Annotated in this window: 16 protein-coding genes; 7 read left to right on the top strand and 9 right to left on the bottom strand. The window is 74.4% G+C overall.

All coding sequences use genetic code 11. The features are described 5' to 3' along the window. Positions 1–56 precede the first annotated feature (56 nt). From ABTY59_RS34130 to ABTY59_RS34160, 7 genes are all read right to left on the bottom strand, one after another. Entirely contained in the window at positions 57–629 is a 573-nt protein-coding gene (locus tag ABTY59_RS34130) for a GAF domain-containing protein (protein WP_352023004.1), read from the bottom strand. Then, positions 626–1,249 (bottom strand): GTP-binding protein, encoded by a 624-nt coding sequence (locus ABTY59_RS34135; RefSeq protein WP_352023005.1) that lies wholly within the window; start codon positions 1,247–1,249, stop codon positions 626–628. The genes ABTY59_RS34130 and ABTY59_RS34135 overlap by 4 nt, the downstream gene beginning before the upstream one ends. Further along, entirely contained in the window at positions 1,227–1,598 is a 372-nt protein-coding gene (locus ABTY59_RS34140; RefSeq protein ID WP_189806647.1) for a DUF742 domain-containing protein, read from the bottom strand. Before ABTY59_RS34140 ends, ABTY59_RS34135 begins: the two co-directional genes overlap by 23 nt. 2 nt (positions 1,599–1,600) lie before the next feature. Further along, positions 1,601–2,035: a roadblock/LC7 domain-containing protein gene (locus tag ABTY59_RS34145; protein WP_352023006.1), complete on the bottom strand. Its 435-nt coding sequence runs from the start codon at positions 2,033–2,035 to the stop codon at positions 1,601–1,603. Between the two features lie 6 nt (positions 2,036–2,041). After that, on the bottom strand, positions 2,042–4,027 hold the full coding sequence (locus tag ABTY59_RS34150; RefSeq protein ID WP_352023007.1) for an ATP-binding protein: 1,986 nt from the start codon (positions 4,025–4,027) through the stop codon (positions 2,042–2,044). Between the two features lie 493 nt (positions 4,028–4,520). Continuing rightward, a complete protein-coding gene (locus ABTY59_RS34155; RefSeq protein WP_502995464.1) occupies positions 4,521–6,374 on the bottom strand; it encodes a serine/threonine-protein kinase in 1,854 nt (617 codons plus the stop codon). 366 nt (positions 6,375–6,740) lie between these two features. Further along, on the bottom strand, positions 6,741–7,940 hold the full coding sequence (locus ABTY59_RS34160) for an MBL fold metallo-hydrolase (RefSeq protein WP_352023009.1): 1,200 nt from the start codon (positions 7,938–7,940) through the stop codon (positions 6,741–6,743). A 108-nt stretch (positions 7,941–8,048) separates the two neighbouring features. On the opposite strand from ABTY59_RS34160, the gene ABTY59_RS34165 reads away from it, so the two are divergent. Next, positions 8,049–9,227 (top strand): glutamate dehydrogenase, encoded by a 1,179-nt coding sequence (locus tag ABTY59_RS34165; protein WP_352023010.1) that lies wholly within the window; start codon positions 8,049–8,051, stop codon positions 9,225–9,227. Positions 9,228–9,291: 64 nt separating this feature from the next. Beyond that, positions 9,292–9,963, top strand: a complete 672-nt coding sequence (locus ABTY59_RS34170) for a TetR/AcrR family transcriptional regulator (RefSeq protein ID WP_352023011.1) — start codon at positions 9,292–9,294, stop codon at positions 9,961–9,963. Here the strand turns inward: ABTY59_RS34170 and ABTY59_RS34175 are convergent. Next, on the bottom strand, positions 9,932–10,699 hold the full coding sequence (locus ABTY59_RS34175; RefSeq protein WP_352023012.1) for an SIMPL domain-containing protein: 768 nt from the start codon (positions 10,697–10,699) through the stop codon (positions 9,932–9,934). The two genes, ABTY59_RS34170 and ABTY59_RS34175, sit on opposite strands and share 32 nt — an antisense overlap. A 349-nt stretch (positions 10,700–11,048) precedes the next feature. On the opposite strand from ABTY59_RS34175, the gene ABTY59_RS34180 reads away from it, so the two are divergent. From ABTY59_RS34180 to ABTY59_RS34200, 5 genes are read left to right on the top strand one after another with little or no spacing between them, the layout of a single operon-like run. Beyond that, a complete protein-coding gene (locus ABTY59_RS34180; RefSeq protein ID WP_352023013.1) occupies positions 11,049–12,008 on the top strand; it encodes an STM4015 family protein in 960 nt (319 codons plus the stop codon). Then, on the top strand, positions 12,005–13,171 hold the full coding sequence (locus tag ABTY59_RS34185; protein WP_352023014.1) for an STM4014 family protein: 1,167 nt from the start codon (positions 12,005–12,007) through the stop codon (positions 13,169–13,171). The genes ABTY59_RS34180 and ABTY59_RS34185 overlap by 4 nt, the downstream gene beginning before the upstream one ends. Before the next feature lie 11 nt (positions 13,172–13,182). Further along, a complete protein-coding gene (locus ABTY59_RS34190) occupies positions 13,183–14,004 on the top strand; it encodes an STM4013/SEN3800 family hydrolase (protein WP_352023019.1) in 822 nt (273 codons plus the stop codon). After that, positions 14,001–15,365, top strand: coding sequence for an STM4012 family radical SAM protein (locus ABTY59_RS34195; RefSeq protein WP_352023015.1), 1,365 nt, complete (start codon positions 14,001–14,003; stop codon positions 15,363–15,365). Before ABTY59_RS34190 ends, ABTY59_RS34195 begins: the two co-directional genes overlap by 4 nt. A 6-nt stretch (positions 15,366–15,371) precedes the next feature. Next, complete coding sequence (locus tag ABTY59_RS34200; RefSeq protein WP_352023016.1) at positions 15,372–16,268, top strand: STM4011 family radical SAM protein; 897 nt, start codon at positions 15,372–15,374, stop codon at positions 16,266–16,268. Here the strand turns inward: ABTY59_RS34200 and ABTY59_RS34205 are convergent. Next, positions 16,255–17,049, bottom strand: a complete 795-nt coding sequence (locus tag ABTY59_RS34205; RefSeq protein WP_352023017.1) for an SGNH/GDSL hydrolase family protein — start codon at positions 17,047–17,049, stop codon at positions 16,255–16,257. The two genes, ABTY59_RS34200 and ABTY59_RS34205, sit on opposite strands and share 14 nt — an antisense overlap. Positions 17,050–17,275: the final 226 nt, after the last annotated feature.

The raw sequence follows: 17,275 nt of genomic DNA on the forward strand, positions 1-17,275 counted from the left end.
CGGTACGGCAGAGGCCGTACCGGGGCTCCCGGCGGTGGTCAGGCGGTGACGGGCGATCAGAACATGCCGTCCTCACGACGGTTGATCTGCTCCATGAGCTCCGCCGCCATGGCCTTGATCGTCTCCAGACCGGCGCGCCCCCACGGCCGGACGTCGGTGTCGACCACGCAGATGGTGCCCAGGGCGACGCCGGTACGGTCGATCAGCGGCGCCCCCATGTAGGAACGGATGCCGATCTCGTCCACCACCGGGTTGCCCGCGAAGCGCGGGTAGTCGCAGACGTCCTCCAGGACGAGCGCCTTGCGCCGCACGACCACGTGCGGGCAGTAACCGTGGTCGCGGGCCATGAAGCGGCCGACGCCGCCACCGCCCGCGGCGGCCGCGCCCAGGTCGCTGCCGGAGTGGGTGCCCTCGGGGGTGTGCAGCCCCGCGAAGAACTGACGGTTCTCGTCGATGAAGTTCACCATCGAGAACGGCGCGCCGGTCACCTCGGCGAGCCGGTGGGCGAAGTCGTCGAACGCCGGGTCCGGCCGCTCCCCGAGACCGAGTTCGCGCAGCCGCTGCACACGGGCGGGCGCCTCCTTGTCGATGGGGGTCAGCAGGAGGTGACCGGTCGGGTCGTAGGTCATGGCGTGGCTCCGTAGCTCGGCACGGTGTCCGGGATGGTGGTGAGCAGATGCTGGACGAGGGTCAGCAGGGTGCGGATGCCGGAGCTGGAGATCCGGGCGTCGCACAGGACGACCGGCACCTCCGGCTTGAGGTCGAGGGCGGAGCGGATCTCGTCCGGTTCGTAGCGGTAGGCGCCGTCGAACTCGTTGACCGCCACGACGAACTGGATCCCGCGCCGCTCGAAGAAGTCCACGGCGGAGAAGCACTCCTGGAGCCTGCGGGTGTCGGCGAGGACGACCGCCCCGAGCGCGCCCTCGGAGAGCTCGTCCCACATGAACCAGAAGCGCTCCTGGCCCGGGGTGCCGAACAGGTACAGGACGTGGCGGTCGTCGAGCGTGATGCGGCCGAAGTCCATGGCGACGGTGGTCGTGGTCTTGGACTCCACGCCCTCCAGACTGTCGGTGGCCGCGCTGACCGAGGTGAGCAGCTCCTCGGTGCTCAGGGGTTCGATCTCGCTGACCGCGCCCACGAGGGTCGTCTTCCCGACTCCGAACCCGCCCGCCACCAGGATCTTGAGCGCGGTGGGGAAGGGGTCGGTGGCGAAGCCGTCGTGGCGCTCAGAGCCGTTGTCGTAGGCCATCGAGCACTGCCTCCAGCAAGGAACGGTCGGTTGGGTTGGCGTGGAAGCGGGGCGCGCGTGCGGTCAGCGCCCCGCAGTCCACGAGGTCGGAGAGCAGGACCTTGGTGACGACGGCCGGGAGCCGTAAGTGCGCCGCGATCTCGGCCACCGAGGTGGGCCCGTCGCACAGCCCGAGGGCCAGGCTGTGCTCGGGGCCCATGTGCGCCTGCGGGGTGGATCCGGTCGCCATCACCATGGACAGCAGGTCCAGTGCGGTGGTGGGCTTGGTCCGGCCGCCGCTCACGGTGTACGGGCGGATCAGCCGCCCGGCCGCGTCGTCGAGCCAGGGTCCTTCCTGATGAGACGTCACGTCTACTGCCCGTGGCCGCCCACCGCGCCGGCGGCCTGCCGTGCGGGGGTGACCAGGTAGGGCCGGACGCTCTTGACGAGCATCGCCATCTCGTAGCCGAGGACGGCGGCGTCCGCCTCGCGGCCGGCGAGGACGGCCAGGCAGGTGCCGGAGCCCGCGGTGGAGACGAACAGGAGGGTGGAGTCGAGCTCCACGACGACCTGGCGGACCTCGCCGCCGTCGCCGAACCGGGCGCCCGCGCTGCGTCCGAGCGAGTAGAGCCCGGAGGCGAGGGCCGCCATGTGGTCGGCGGCGTCGGGGTCGAGGCCGTGCACGGATTTCACGAGACCGTCGGAGGAGAGCAGGACGGCGTTGCGGGTGTAGGGGACCCGCTGGACCAGGCCGCTGAGCAGCCAGTCGAGATCCGAGGAATGGCCGGTCGGCACATTGCTCGCCATGGTGATCTACTCCTTGTGCGCGTCGCCGGGACGCAGCGATTCATGGGGGGCGGGCTGGGATTCGGCGAGGCCGATGCCGCGCTGGAACGCGGCCATCAGGCCCGGGTCGTGCAGGGCGTGCTCCTCCGTCTTGCGGGCCACGGGCTCGTCGCGCAGCTGCGGGACGATGTGCTCCTGGGCGCGCCGCTTGGGGAGCAGGGGCCGGCCGTCGGCCTCGGCACGGGGGGCCGGCGGGAGCGGCGCGAGCAGGTGGTCGGGCGGGCCCTGGTGTCCACCGCCGGCCGGCTGGGCGGGGGCGACGGGGGCGTGACCGGCGTCCCCGTATCCGCCGGGCCGCGCGCTCGTACGGGGGTACGGGTGCGCGCCGGGGGCCTGCGTCTCCTCGTGGCGGGCGGTGGCCCGCTCCGGGGAGGGCGACGGGACGGACGGGGGTACGGGGGCGATCGTCGCGCCCATGGCCGCCGTGGGGCCGCTCGGGGTGACCGCTGCACCCATGGCCGCCGGGACGGTCTGCTGCGGGTGGCCGGTGAGGTGGCCGGGGGTGTGCGCCGCGACCGGGGCCGGGGCCTGGCTCGGCATGGCGGACGGAGCCGGGGCCGGCATCGGGGCCTGGGCGGGGACGTGGCCGGGGGCCGTCGCGGGGGGCGCGACCGCGGGCTGCGGCTGCATCTGCACCTGGCCGGGCGGGATCGCCGAGGAGCCGGCGGTCGCGGCGGTCTGGCGCTCGTGCTGGGCGAGGCCCTCGGGGTCCGAGCCGAGGAGGCCCTGCGGGAGCACGAGGACGGCCTGGACGCCGCCGTAGATGTTCGACTGGAGGCGGACGGCGATGCCGTGCCGGCGGGCGAGCGCCGAGACGACGAAGAGTCCGATGCGGCCGTCCTGGAGCAGGTGCGCGACGTTGACCTGGTCGGGGTCGGCGAGCAGGGCGTTCATCTTGTTCTGCTCGGTGACGGGCATGCCCAGGCCCCGGTCCTCGACCTCGATCGCGAGACCGGCCGTGACGTACTGGGCGCGGAGCAGGACCGTGGTGTGCGGCGCGGAGAACAGCGTCGCGTTCTCGACGAGTTCGGCGAGGAGGTGGATGACGTCGGCCACGGCATGGCCCCGGAGCGTACCGTCGATCGGGGGGACGAGCTTCACCCGCGGGTACTGCTCGACCTCGGCGATGGAGGAGCGGAGCACCTCGGTCATGGTGACCGGGCTCGACCACTGGCGGCGGGAGATGGCGCCGCCGAGCACGGCGAGGTTCTCGGCGTGGCGGCGGATGCGGGTGGCCAGGTGGTCGACGTGGAACAGGCCCTTGAGCAGCTCCGGGTCCTCGACCTCGTTCTCCAGCTCGTCGAGGAGCTGGATCTCGCGGTGGACCAGGGACTGCAGGCGCCGGGCGAGGTTGACGAAGACCTCGACCTTCTGTTCGTTCCCGACGCTGCTGGAGAGGCGCGACGCCTGCACGACGGCCGCCACGGCCGCCTCGTGGGAGCGCGTCAACTCCTGCGACAGCAGGTCGAATTCGTCGCCCGATGCGGCCGTCGTCGGCTGTACGGGGCGGGGCGCGGGCGCCTCACCCTTGCGCAACTGTTCGAGGATCGTACGGAGTTCGCTCTGGGCCTGGGTGCTGGAGCGACGCAGGGCGTTGCAGCGGTCGAGGACGGCCTTGGCGGCCCGGTCCGCGCCGAGCGCGGCGGCCGTCACGGAGGCGACCGTCAGGGCGGCGGCTCCGGTGAGCGCGGCCCAGACCCCGGGGGTGGGGCCGGCGCCGGTGGAGCGGAGGGTGAAGAGGACGGCGGCCGCCCCGCCGAGGGCGACCGCCACGGCGGGGAGCACGGAGGTACGCAGGAGTTGGGGGCGTATGCGGGTTTCCGCGGGGAGCCGCGCGGCGGTCTGCGCCGGGGGGTCGCTGTGGGTACCGGCGGCGGAGCGGGCGCCTGGCCGGCCGTGCCGTCCGCCCTCGCGTCGATCGGACCGCGAGGCGGGTGCGCGAAGTTGAGACATGAGTGTCCTTGGTACGTGCCCAGGAATCGGCGTACTGCGGGGGCGTTCTGCAGGGGGTCTACGGGGGAGGTGTTCTACAGACGTTCGATGAGCCTATCGATGATCATCAACCACACACTGTAGTCGTCAACCGTTCATGTGCGGTGCGCAGTTGGCAAACTTACCCGTAGTCCGGGCCGCTCTGGTATCGCCCCTCACTCGACAGGCCGAGAACGACTGGCCGAAAGTCGATCTCGGGGCCGCGCAGGGCCTCCGGACGTGGGAACGGAAGAGGGCGGAGGCGTCCTCACGCCTCCGCCCTCTGCGGAAATCAGCCGCGACCGGAATCCCTCGCAGGAGGCCCGCACCGTCCCCCCGTCCGGGGGTGCGCCCGGTGCGCGTGCGGGGCCCGCCGCCCGGCGCTCACCCCGAGTGACCCGCACCTACCCGGCCCCGCGTCCCGTCGCACCCGCAATCGGCCGGTAACAGTCGGTGAGAGTCGCCGGGGCGACGGCTAGCAGCCGGCGAGCGTCCCGCTGTCGAGGGTCGACTTGTCACCGAACACCCAGCCTTCGGTCTCCGTGCCCGCGATACGGGCGTAGATCCACTTATTGCCATGGGCGTTGGTGACGGCGCAGTGGTAGTAGACCTTGGTGCCGGAGGCGAGCGCGATCACGGTGGAGCAGTCGGCGTACGGCCCGCTGTAGAGGTGGGTGTTCCGGGACGCGCGGCCGTAACCGTCGCTGCGGTTGGAGTGGGCCCAGCCGGTGCACGCCGTCGACACCGGCGTGGGCTCCTTCGTGGTGGCGCTGGGCTCCGTCTCCGGAGAGGCCGACGGGCCGGCGCTCGGCTTGCCGCCACCGCCGCCGGGCGCGGACGTGCGGCCCGGCTCCGCTGTGCCGCCCTTCTTCGAGGGGGTGCCGGAGGGCGTCGCGCCGGGGGTGCCGGACGGCTCCCCTCCCGGCGTGCCGGACGGCGTCCCGCCGGGGCTCATGGACGTCAGGTCCCCCGGGGAGGTCCGGCCGTCGGAGGGGCCTCCCGCGCCGGGCCCATGGGCGGTGGCGCTCACCGCGGGGAGCGCGTCGTCGCCGCCCTCGGCGCCCCGCGTGTTCATCAGCGCGTAGGCGACGCCGCCGCAGACGAGGACGGTCGCCGCCGCCACCGCGACGACCGTGCGGTGACGCCGGCGCCGGGCCCTGACCGTGGTGGCCCGGGTCTCGGCGCGGTGCGGGTGCCCGGCGGATGAGCCGGGCCGGCCGCCGCCACCGGACGGAGGGGCACCGAACGCGCCGACGGGCTGGGGCGCGGGCGCCGGGGCGACGGACTGGGGGGCGGGCGCCGGGGCGACGGACTGGGGGGCGGGCGCCGGGGCGACGGACTGGGGGGCGGGCGCCGGGGCGACGGACTGGGGGGCGGGCCCGAAGCCCTGCGGCGGGGCTGACCCGAAGCCCTGGGGGGCGGCTGAGCCCTGGGGGACGGCGGGCGGGGAGTGCGGCGCGGCGGCGGGCGGGGAGTGCGGCCCGCCGACGGGCGGGGAGTGCGGCGCGGCGGCGGGGCCGAAGCCCTGTGTCATGCCGGGCTGGGGCGCCGGCGCGGGGTACGCGCCCGCGGCGACGGCCTCCAGCATCTCGCGTGCCTGCGCGGCGTCGGGCCGCCGCAGCGGGTCCTTGTCCATCAGCGCCCGCAGCACCGGGGTGAGCGGCCCGGCACGGCGGGGCTCCGGCAGCGGTTCGTTGACGATCGCCGCGAGCGTGGACCACACCGACGTACGGCGGAAGGGGGCGGCGCCCTCCACCGCCGCGTACAGGGTCATGCCGAGCGCCCAGATGTCCGAGGCGGCACCCGGCACCTGGCCCTGCGCGCGCTCCGGCGGCAGATAGTCGAGGGATCCGACGATCTGACCGCTCTGGGTCAGCCTGGCCGCGGCCTCGTCGCCGGAGGACTCCATGCTGGCGATGCCGAAGTCGGTGAGCACGACCCGGCCCCCGCGCTCCAGGAGGACGTTGCCGGGCTTCACGTCCCGGTGCAGGATCCCGGCCCGGTGCGCCGCGTCGAGCGCGTCCATCAGCTTGGCACCGATGGCGGCCGCTTCCCGGGGCTCCAGTGCGCCGCGCTCTCCGAGCACGTCGTCGAGGGAAGGTCCGTCGACCAGCTCCATGACGATGACCGGCAGCCCCTTCTCCTCGACCACGTCGTGCACCGTGACGACGCCGCCGTGGCGGATGCGGGCGGCGGCCTGCGCCTCCCGCCGCATCCGGACCCGCAGGTCGGCCAGCTCCTCCGGGGACGCGTCGGTGTAGGCCCGCAGGACCTTGACGGCGACCTCGCGGTTCAGCACCTGGTCCACCGCCCGGGCGACCACGCCCATGCCACCGCGTCCGATCGTCGCGGTCACGCGGTAGCGCCCGCCCAGAACCTCGCCGACCAGATCGGCGCCGTTCGCCCCCGTCACCTGTCACATCCCGTTCGTCGCACTGTTCGCGTTCCGCCATCCGGCGGGCACCAGGGTAGGGGTTCGCAGCTGTGCGACTGCGCACGGCCCGGCCATCGGAACGCGGGCCGGGCCGTACAACGGCCCCGAGGAGCAGGACATCTGACCTGAGATCACGACACGCACGGGCTTCGCACGTGTTCGCTCACCCCTCCGCGCGGACCGGGCGACCCGTGCCCCGCCTCCCGAGGGCGGGCCGCGTCCCGCTTCCCGACGGCCCGCGGAGGGGACCGCCGGGCGGTGTCAGCGGTCGCCCGCGAGGTCGAGGTCCTCGCTGCGCTGCTCCGTCCCGACGCCGGCAGGCCGGGGCCGGCGCCACGGGCGCTCGATCGGGCGGGACACCGCTCGCCACCAGGACTCGCCGGGCAGCTTCCCCGCGGGCTCGAAGGGCTCGCCGGGGCGGGGGAAGGCCACCGCCTGGCCGACCTCCTCGGCCGCGTCCCTCGTCCACTCCCCCGGCTCGGCCCAGGCGTGCGGAGCCAGGTTGAACGTGCCCCAGTGGATCGGCAGCAGCACCCCGCCCGGGGCGCCTCCCTGCAGATCGAGGTGGCTGCGGACGCCCTCGGCCGGTGTCATGTGGATGTCGGTCCAGAACTCCGAGTACGCGCCGATCTGGATCATGGTGGCGTCGAAGGGGCCGTGGGCGGCGCCGATGTCCTCGAAGCCGGAGAAGTACCCGGTGTCGCCGCTGTGGAAGATCCGGTGGGCGGGGCCCTCCACGACCCAGGACGCCCAGAGCGTGTGCTGCGTGTTGCGCAGGCCGCGCCCGCAGAAGTGCCGGGCGGGGGTGGCCGTGAGCTTCAGTTCGCCGATCTCGGTGGACTCGTTCCAGTCCAGCTCGCGCAGCCGGGAGGCGGCCACGCCCCAGTGCTCCAGGTGCGCCCCGACGCCCAGCGGCACCGCGAACAGCGTGTCGGTGCCGGCCAGCGCCTTGATCGTCGGCAGGTCGAGGTGGTCGTAGTGGTCGTGGGAGATCACGACCACGTCGACCGGGCCGAGCGCGGCGAGCGGCACGGGCACGGGGTGGAGCCGCTTGGGCCCGGCGAAGGGGAACGGGGAGCAGCGGTCGCCCCAGACGGGGTCGAAGAGGACCCGCCGGCCGTCGATCTCCGCGAGGACGCCGGAGTGCCCCATCCAGGTCAGGCGCAGGCCCGTGGCCGGGGCCTTCGCCAGGTCGGCGAGGGTGGTGGGGTGGACGGGGATCGCGCCGGTGGGGGCTCGGCGCGCTCGCCCCTCCTTCTCGAAGTAGGTCTTGGCGAACTCGATGCCGGACCCGGAGGGACCGCGTCGCGCCGGTTCGGGGTTCTGGAAGACGCCGTCCGCGAAGTTCGGCGAGCGGCGGATCCGGGCGAGGCGCTCACCCGCGGGATCCGCGCCGAAGGACTCCGGGCGCAGCGCGCGCAGCCGGGCCCGTGGCGAACGGTCGGAGCCGGTACCGGTCACAGGACCTCCTGATCTCTGGGGATCGTTCCATTATGGGCGGCCCGCGGCGGAGAGTGCCGAGCGGTCGGTCATACTGAACCACCGTTCAGTACGACCCGAGGAGACCGGATGAGCCCCGCCCCCCTGCTGACCATCGGCTGGACCGACCACGTGACCGGACGCCGCGGCCACCTGGTGGTCGACCGGCTGGTGCGCGGAGTGGCCAGCGGCGGGCTCCGGATGCGGGAAGGGTGCACGGCCGAGGAGGTCGCCGGGCTCGCCCGCGGCATGACCATGAAGGAGGCCCTGCACTACGACCCGACCGCGCGGTACGTCCCGCTGGGCGGCGCCAAGGGCGGCATCGACTGCGACCCCCGCTCCCCGGAGGCGTACGGGGTGCTCGTGCGCTACCTGCGCGCGATGCGGCCGTACGTCGAGCGGTTCTGGACCACCGGGGAGGACCTCGGGCTCACCCAGGACCTGGTGGACCGCGCCGTGGCGGAAGCCGGGCTCGTCTCCTCCGTCCAGGCCGTGTACCCGCTCCTGGAGGACGAGGCGGAGGCCCGGAAGCGGCTCGCCGACGCGTTCGCCGTCGAGGTGGACGGCATCGGCCTGGACGAGCTGGTCGGCGGCCTCGGGGTCGCCGAGTCCGTCCTCGTCGCCCTCGACCGGGCCGGACGGCCGTACGCCGGGACCCGGGTGTCCGTGCAGGGCCTCGGCACCATGGGCGGGGCGACCGCCCGCTTCCTCGCCCGGGCCGGGCTGCGGGTCGTCGCCGTGGCCGACGTCCGGGGCACGGTCACGAACCCCGACGGTCTCGACGTCGAGGCGCTCCTCGCCGCCCGGGACGCCCACGGCACCGTCGACCGCTCCGCGCTGCGGCCCGGCGACCGCGAGGAGCCCGGCGACGCCTGGCTCTCGGCGGACGCCGAGGTCCTGGTCCCCGCGGCCGTCTCGTACGCGATCGGCCCCGCGGACCAGGACCGGATCACCGCCCGCTGGATCGCCGAGGCGGCCAACATGCCGGTCCTGCCGGAGGCCGAGAGGGCGCTCGCCGCGCGCGGGGTGACCGTGCTGCCGGACGTGGTCGTGAACTCGTGCACCAACGCCTGGTGGTGGTGGACGCTCTTCGGAGACATCGGCGCGGACGCGGACCAGGCCTTCGACCGGGTACGGCGCTCGATGCGGGCCCTCGTCGGCGGCGTGCTCGACCGGGCGGAGGCGGACGGCGTCACCCCGCGCGCGGCGGCGCACGCGCTGGTGGACGAGCGGCTGCCCGTCATCGCGGAACGCTACGGCTGGTACTGAACCCGACACGCGCCGCAGCCGTCGGCGATCATGCCCTTGTCACGTGCTGTGTAGGCTGCACGGCGTGGCGAGAGTGCGGTTGAGCGTGGCCGAGCGGCGGGACGAGCTCCTGACGGCCGCCGTCGAACAGATCGAGGCACGCGGTGTCGCGGCCGTCCGCATCTCCGACGTCGCCGCCGCGCTCGGAGTGAGCAACGCGCTCGTGCTCTACCACTTCTCGTCGAAGGAGCAGCTGGTCGCCGCCGCCTTCGCGCACGCCGCCGAGGCCGACCTCGCCCAGCTGCGACGCATCCTCGGCCGGCGCTCCACGGCGGTGCGGCGGCTGAAGGCCGCGGTGCGCTGGTACGCCCCGACCGGCCAGGCCAAGGGGTGGCGGCTGTGGATCGAGGGCTGGGCGGTCTCGCTGCGCGACCCGGAGCTGCGCCGGGTCGCCGGCTCCCTCGACCAGGAGTGGAAGGCCGCCCTGGCCCGGGTCGTCGAGGAGGGGGTGGCCGCCGGCGAGTTCCGGTGCGCGGACCCGGCCGCGGCGGCCTGGCGGCTCACCGCCTTCCTCGACGGCCTCGCGGTCCAGACGACGGCCTACCCGGGCTCCCTCTCCCGCACCGCGATGCTCCGCTGGGCGGACGAGGCCCTGGCCCGGGAGCTGGACCTCCCGGCCGGGGACCCGGGCACCGAGGAGGGGCAGCCGCCCGGCGGGGCCCCCGTCAGACCAGCTCGTACACCGCCGACACCGTGACCTGCTCCTCGATCTCACCCGGTGCCAGGGGGACGCTCGGCTCGTCCGCCGAGACGCCGGGGGCCGCCGCGCCGGGGCCGGGGCGTACGGACTCGCCCTCGCTGAGCGAGACGAGCCGGCCCAGCCGGTGACCGCTCAGCCGGGCGTGCTGCGCGGCCTTGTCGTACGCGTCACGGTAGGCGGCCTCCCGGGCCCTCGCCCGCAGCGCCGAGGGGTCGGCGACGTCGAAGACGACGCCGTTGACCCGGCCCGCGCTTCCGGTGGCGTCGTTCACGGCGCCGACGAGCTGGCCGGTCCTGTCGATGACACGGACCTTCACGGAGAAGGACTGCGCCGCCTGGTAGCCCGTCACCTTGCTGTCCCCGTCCTTGGTCTGGGTGTAGACCGGGGTCAGCGAGAGGCTGTCGGTGCGGATGTCCCGGTCCTCGATCTCCTGCCTGCGCAGGACGTCGAGCAGCGCCTCGGCCGCCGTGGCCTGCGCCGCCATGGCCTCCTTCGCCGTCGGACGGGCGACCTCGACCCCGACCGACACGATCGCCAGGTCGGGTGCGGCGGAGGCGCGGCCGTTGCCCGTGACGGTGACCGTGGCGGTCTCCGGGGCGGCGGCGCGGAGACCGGACCGCTCGGGCACGGCGGCGAGGGCGGGGGCCGCGGTGCCGGCGAGGAGGCCGCCGAGCACGGCGGTGGCGGCGAGGAGTCGGGCGGTACGGGCGGCGCGGGGCAGACGGATCGTCACGGGCAGTCCTTCGGAGACGGGGGGCGCCGGGGCTCCGGCGGGCACATCCCAGCACCCGGCGCCGTCCCCGCCCACGCGCCACTCCTGCCCCACCGACTCCCTTCACCTCTCCGCACCAACCGCGCCGGGTCCCGGGCACGCAGGCACACCCGAACGAGCGGCCCGACCACCCCGGCCCCCCTTCACGTCGACGCCGTCGTACGGCCGGGCCCCGGAGGCGCCGGTGCGTCGGGACGCGCTCCTGGTCCTGGGGCGGGGAACGTGTGACCCGGCAGGGGGCGTTGTCGGTGCCGCTTGGTAGAACTTGCTCCGTCAGCCGGCCCACCCCGATGTTGTCTGGAGCACCGCCATGACCGTTGGCACCCACCTGCAGGAATTCCACGGCCTGCCCGTGTTCGACTTCCCGGGCGCGGACGCACGGGTCGAGCTGCCCGCACCGGACTCGGTCGCCTGGCGCGTCTCCGCGCCGACGTACTCCGACCCCGAGGACGAGCTGTGGGAGCCGCAGTTCGAACGCTTCCTGAAGACGGTCGACACGGCGCGGGTGCGCGCGCTGGTCGTCGGCGGCTGGGACGAGGCCTACGAGAACTCGTCCGCCGACATCGTGACCGCGCTGATCGGCGCCAACGACCGTCTGACCGGCCTTGAGGCGGTCTTCCTCGGCGACATGACCGGCGAGGACTGCGAGATCTCCTGGATCGTCCAGTCCGACGTGACACCGCTCCTCACCGCCTATCCGGCGCTCGCGGAGTTCGGGGTGCGCGGTGGTACGGAGCTGGCGTTCCCGTCGGTCCGCCACACCGGTCTGCGGGCCCTGGTCGTGCAGACCGGCGGTCTCCCCGCCGACGTGGTGCGCGGCATCGTGGGCAGCGACCTGCCCGCCCTGGAGAAGCTGGAGCTCTGGCTCGGCACCGACGAGTACGGCGGTGACAGCACCCCCGACGACCTGGCGCCGCTGCTCGCCGGCACGGCCTTCCCCGCCCTGCGCGACCTGGGACTGTGCGACAGCGTGATCCAGGACGCCGTGGCCGCCGCCGTCGCGGACGCGCCCGTCGTCGCCCGGATCGAGCGGCTCGACCTGTCCATGGGCGTGCTCACCGACGAGGGCGCGGCGGCCCTGCTCGACGGGCGGCCGCTGACCCACCTCACCCACCTCGACCTCTCCCACCACTACCTGTCGGCGGCGATGTGCGAGCGGGTCCGCGCCGCGCTCGTCCCGCACGGCGTGACCGTCGACCTCGACGACGCGCAGGAGGCGGAGGACGACGGCGACGGTGACGTCTGGCGCTATGTCGCGGTCGCCGAATGACCTCCGCACCGCGCCTCGTCGTCGTCGGTGATCCGGCGGGCCGTCGCGTCGCGTTCTTCCAGGACGCGTTGCGGAACGCCGGGCTGCCCGGGGCGCGGGCCGTGTCGTGGCCGGACGTGCTCGGGGGCCGGGCCACGTTCGCCGCGGGCGAGACCGTACGGCTGGACTCCCCCGGCGAGGACCCGGATGCCGACCGGCTGCTGCGCGGGGTCGACGATCCGGCCCGGGTCGAGGGCACCGGCCGTTGGTACGAGCGGTTCACCGCCGCCGTGGCGGGTCTCGGCCGCTCCGTCGCGGCGGCGGGTGCCGTGCTGGTCGACGACCCGGCCGAGCTCGCGGCGCTGTTCGACAAGCGCCTGGCCCACGGTCTGCTGCGGGCCGCCGGTGTGCCGGTGCCCGAGTCGCCGACCTCGGGGCCCGGGGCCCCGCCGGTGCGCGGCTGGGCGGACGTCAGGGCGCTGACCGCCGGCGCGGGTCTGCGCCGGGTGTTCGTCAAGCTCGCGCACGGCTCCTCCGCCTCGGGGGTGCTCGCGGTGGAGACGAACGGCACGGGCCGGTTCCAGGCCACCACGTCCGTGGAGCGCGGAGCGGACGGCGGGCTCTTCAACTCCCTGCGGGTCCGGCGCTATACGAGTGAGCGTGAGGTCGCCTCGATCGTGGACGCCCTGGCGCCCGACGGCCTGCACGTCGAGCGCTGGCTGCCGAAGGCCACCCAGGGCGGCCGGGCCGCCGACCTGCGGGTGGTGGTGATCGACGGGCACGCCACCCACGCCGTGCTGCGCACCAGCCGTTCCCCGATGACCAATCTGCACCTGGGCGGCGCCCGGGGCGATCTGGACGCCGCCCGGGCGGCGATCGCCGCGGCCGGGGGCCGCTGGGAGGACGCGCTCGGGGTGTGCGAGCGGGCCGCCGCCGCCTTCCCCGGCACCCGCTGCGTCGGCGTCGACCTGCTGCCGGCGAGCGGCTGGCGCCGGTTCGCCGTGGGCGAGGTGAACGCCTTCGGCGATCTGCTGCCCGGACTGACGGGCCTGCCGGGAAGCGGCGCCGAGGGCCTCGACACGTACGGGGCCCAGGTCGCGGCGCAGTTCCCCCGGACCCGCACCACCCGCACCGCGAGAGCACGCACCACAGGAACAAGCACCACAGGAACGAGCACCACGTGAACAAGCCCGACATGAACGCGATCGTCGGCAGCCACGACCTGCTCCTGGTCACCCTCGACACCCTCCGGTACGACGTGGCGGCGGAGCTCGCGGCCGAGGGCCGCATCCCGAACCTGGCGCGCCACCTCCCCGGCGGCGTCTGGGAGCGGCGGCACGCGCCCGGGAGCTTCACGTACGCCTCCCATCAGGCGATCTTCGCCGGCTTCCTGCCGACGCCGGCGGCCCAGGGGCCTCACCCGCGGCTGTTCGCGGCCCGTTTCGCGGGCAGCGAGTCGACGGCCGACGGCACCTGGGTCCACGACACCCCCGACTTCGTCACCGCCCTCGCGCGGGAGGGGTACCGGACGGTCTGCGTCGGCGGGGTGGGCTTCTTCGACAAGCAGCCGCCGCTCGGTTCCGTGCTCCCCGGCCTGTTCGGGGAGAGCCACTGGGAGCCGTCCTTCGGCGTCGCCTCCCCCAGCTCCTTCGAGTCCCAGGTCGAGCGGGTCGAGGAGGTCGTCACGGGGCTGCCCCCCGAGGAGCGTCTCTTCCTCTTCGTCAACGTGTCCGCGCTGCACCAGCCCAACTGGTTCCATCTGCCCGGAGCGACCCGTGAGGCCGGCGACTCCCGGGAGACCCACGCGGCGGCCCTGGAGTACGTCGACCGCCACATCGGGCGGCTCTTCGCCGCGATGGGCGCGCGGCGGCCCTGTTTCGCGATCGTGTGCTCCGACCACGGCACCGCGTACGGGGAGGACGGCTTCACCGGGCACCGGCTGGGCCACGAGGTCGTGTGGACCGTGCCCTACGCGCAGTTCGTGATCCCGGGACCCGAGAGCGAGGCGACGGCGTGACCGGAACCCCTCACCCGCTCCGGGGCGTGACCGGCGTCCCCCGCCCCTACCGGAGCTACGTCTACGCCTACCCGCACAAGACGGCGTACCGCGCGCTCCCCGGGCGCCCCGGGCTGGCCGCGCTCTGGGCCGGGGAGCCGAAGGACGCGCTCTCCCTGTACGCGCACGTTCCGTTCTGCGAGGTCCGCTGCGGCTTCTGCAACCTCTTCACCCGGATCGGCGCCCCGGACGAGCTGACCACCCGCTATCTCGACGCCCTCGACCGCCAGGCCGTCGCCGTCCGTGAGGCCCTCGGGGACGCGTCGCCGGTGCGGTTCGCGACGGCCGCGTTCGGCGGCGGCACGCCCACCTTCCTCACCGCCGCCGAGCTGGAGCGGCTCTGCGACATCGCCGAGAAGCGGATGGGCGTGGACCTGCGGGCGGTGCCGCTCTCCGTGGAGACCTCCCCGGCGACCGCGACCGCCGACCGGCTCGCGCTGCTCGCGGAGCGGGGCGCGACCCGGCTCAGCATCGGCGTGCAGAGCTTCGTGGAGGCGGAGGCGCGGGCGGCGGTCCGGCCGCAGCACCGCGCGGACGTCGAGGCGGCGCTCGGCCGGATCCGGGACACCGGCGTGCCCGTGCTCAACATCGACCTGATCTACGGCATCGACGGTCAGACGGAGCGGTCCTGGCGGCTCTCCCTGGACGCGGCCCTGGCCTGGCGGCCCGAGGAGCTGTACCTCTATCCGCTGTACGTGCGCCCGCTCACCGGTCTCGGCCGGATCCAGGACCCGGCGGCCGCCGACCGGGAGTGGGACGAGCGCCGGCTCCGTCTCTACCGGTACGGCCGGGACCACCTCCTCGCGCACGGCTACGAGCAGGTGTCGATGCGGATGTTCCGCCGGACGGACGCCGGGCCCTCGGGCCCGGACGACTACGCGTGCCAGACGGACGGCATGATCGGCCTGGGCTGCGGCGCCCGCTCGTACACCTCGGCGCTGCACTACTCCTTCGACTACGCCGTCGACATGCGGGAGATCCGTTCGATCATCGACGCGTACACGGAGACGGAGGACTTCTCCCGCGCGGAGGTGGGCCGGGCGGTCGACGGGGACGAGGCGCGGCGCCGTCATCTGCTGCAGTCGCTGCTCCAGGCCGAGGGCATGGAGGTCGCCGGGTACGAGGAGCGGTTCGCGTCCTCGCCGTTCGCGGACTTCGGCCCGGAGCTGGCCCGGTTCGCGGAGTACGGCTGGCTGGACGCGGACGCCCCGGCGGGGCTGCTGCGGCTCTCGCCCGAGGGGCTGGCGCACTCGGACGGGCTCGGCCCCGAGCTCTTCTCCCCCGCCGTGCGGGCCGCGATGGCCGCGTACGAGGCGAGGTAGGCCGCCGTGGACCTCACCGTTCTCTACCGCGGCCCGCTCTCGTCCTGCGACTTCGACTGCCCGTACTGTCCCTTCGCCAAGCGCCGGGACAGCCGGGAGCAGCTGCGCGCGGACCGTGCGGCGCTGGAACGGTTCACCGGCTGGGCCGCCGCGCGGACCGGGGACCGGCTGCGGATCCTGTTCACCCCGTGGGGCGAGGGCCTGGTCCGCTCCTGGTACCGGCGTGCGCTGGTCGAGCTGTCCCGGCTGCCGCACGTGGAGCGGGTGGCGATCCAGACCAACCTGAGCTGCCGGACGGAGTGGCTGGCCGGGGCGGACCGGGACGCCGTGGCGCTCTGGTGCACGTACCACCCGGGGCAGACGCCCTTCGAGCGGTTCCTCGCGAAGTGCGGGGAGCTGACGGAGCGCGGCGTCCGGTACAGCGTCGGGGTGGTCGGTCTTCCCGAGCACCGGGAGGACGCCCGCCGGCTGCGGGCCGCGCTGCCGCCGCACGTCTACCTGTGGGTGAACGCGGCCGAGGGCCGCACGTACACGGACGCGGAGGCGGAGGACTGGACGGAGCTCGACCCGCTGTTCCCGTACAGCCGGCATCCGCACCGCTCGGCGGGGCTGCCGTGCCGCACCGGGGAGTCGGTGATCTCGGTGGACGGCGAGGGGACGGTGCGGCGCTGCCACTTCGTCAGGGCCGAGCTGGGGAACCTGTACGACGGCTCGTACCGCGCCGCCCTGCGTCCCCGCGCCTGTCCCCTCGCCGTCTGCGACTGTCACATCGGCTACGTCCACCTGGAGACGCTGCCGCTGTACGACGTGTTCGCGGGCGGCGTCCTGGAACGGATCCCCGCCGCGCCGCCGGTCACGGCCGCACTGTCCGTGACCCTCGCGCCGCCCGTCACAGGGGCATGAGGTCCGGGCGCTTCGCCTCGACGTGGTCGCCCGAGCTCTCGCCGCGCAGCCGGCGCCCGATCCAGGGCACCAGGTACTCCCTGGCCCAGTGGATGTCGTCGCGCCGCACTTCGAGCGTGCCGCGCGGCGGCTCCGGCGGCCAGGGCTGGTCGGGGTCGGCGGGCACCGGCAGGCCGAGGACCTGGGCGGCGCGCAGGGCGACGCGGGTGTGCCCTTCCGGCGAGAGGTGCAGCCGGTCGTCGTCCCAGGCGCGCCGGTCCTGGACGGACTTCAGCGACCACAGGTCGAGGACCGGGCAGCCGTAGCGGTCCGCGATGGCCCGGACGTGACCGTTGTACGTGGCGATCTTGCCGCGCAGGTGCTTGAGGAGGATCACGTCGCGGGTGTCGAAGCCGGTGGTCACCATGACGGTGCCGACGGCGGAGGTGAGGTCGGCGACGGCGCGCTCGAAGCGCTCGGCGACCTCGTCGGGGTCCGTCCCGGGGCGGATGATGTCGTTGCCGCCCGCGCAGAAGGTCACCAGGTCGGGGGCGAGTTCCTTCGCCCGGGGGACCTGTTCCGCCACGATCTGGTCGAGAAGGCGCCCGCGTACGGCCAGGTTGGCGTAGCGGAAGGCGTCGTGCTCCGGCAGCTCGTCGGCGAGCAGCACCGCGAAGCGGTCCGCCCAGCCGACGTACGTCCCGTCGGGCCCGGGGTCTCCGACGCCCTCGGTGAAGCTGTCACCGATCGCCGCGTACGACCCGAATGCGTTCTTGTCTGTTGATCTCGAATCGTCTGCCACGGGAGCACATCCTTCCCCTTCGGATGTGACCTACGCGACCGTAAGGAGGGGTTGACGGCGGGTGACATATGCCACCGATAAAGATTCCGCCAAGCCGGAATACACCGGGGGGGGGGGGGGGGGGGGGGGGGCCCCGGCGGGGGGGGGGGGGGGGGTAATGGGTCGCCCGGGGAGGGGGCAACGCGGACGCGGGGGGGTTGGGGGAGCGAAGGAGAGGCAGGGGGCG

The organism is Streptomyces sp. NPDC096079, assembly GCF_040303145.1.
Taxonomy (GTDB): Bacteria; Actinomycetota; Actinomycetes; order Streptomycetales; family Streptomycetaceae; genus Streptomyces.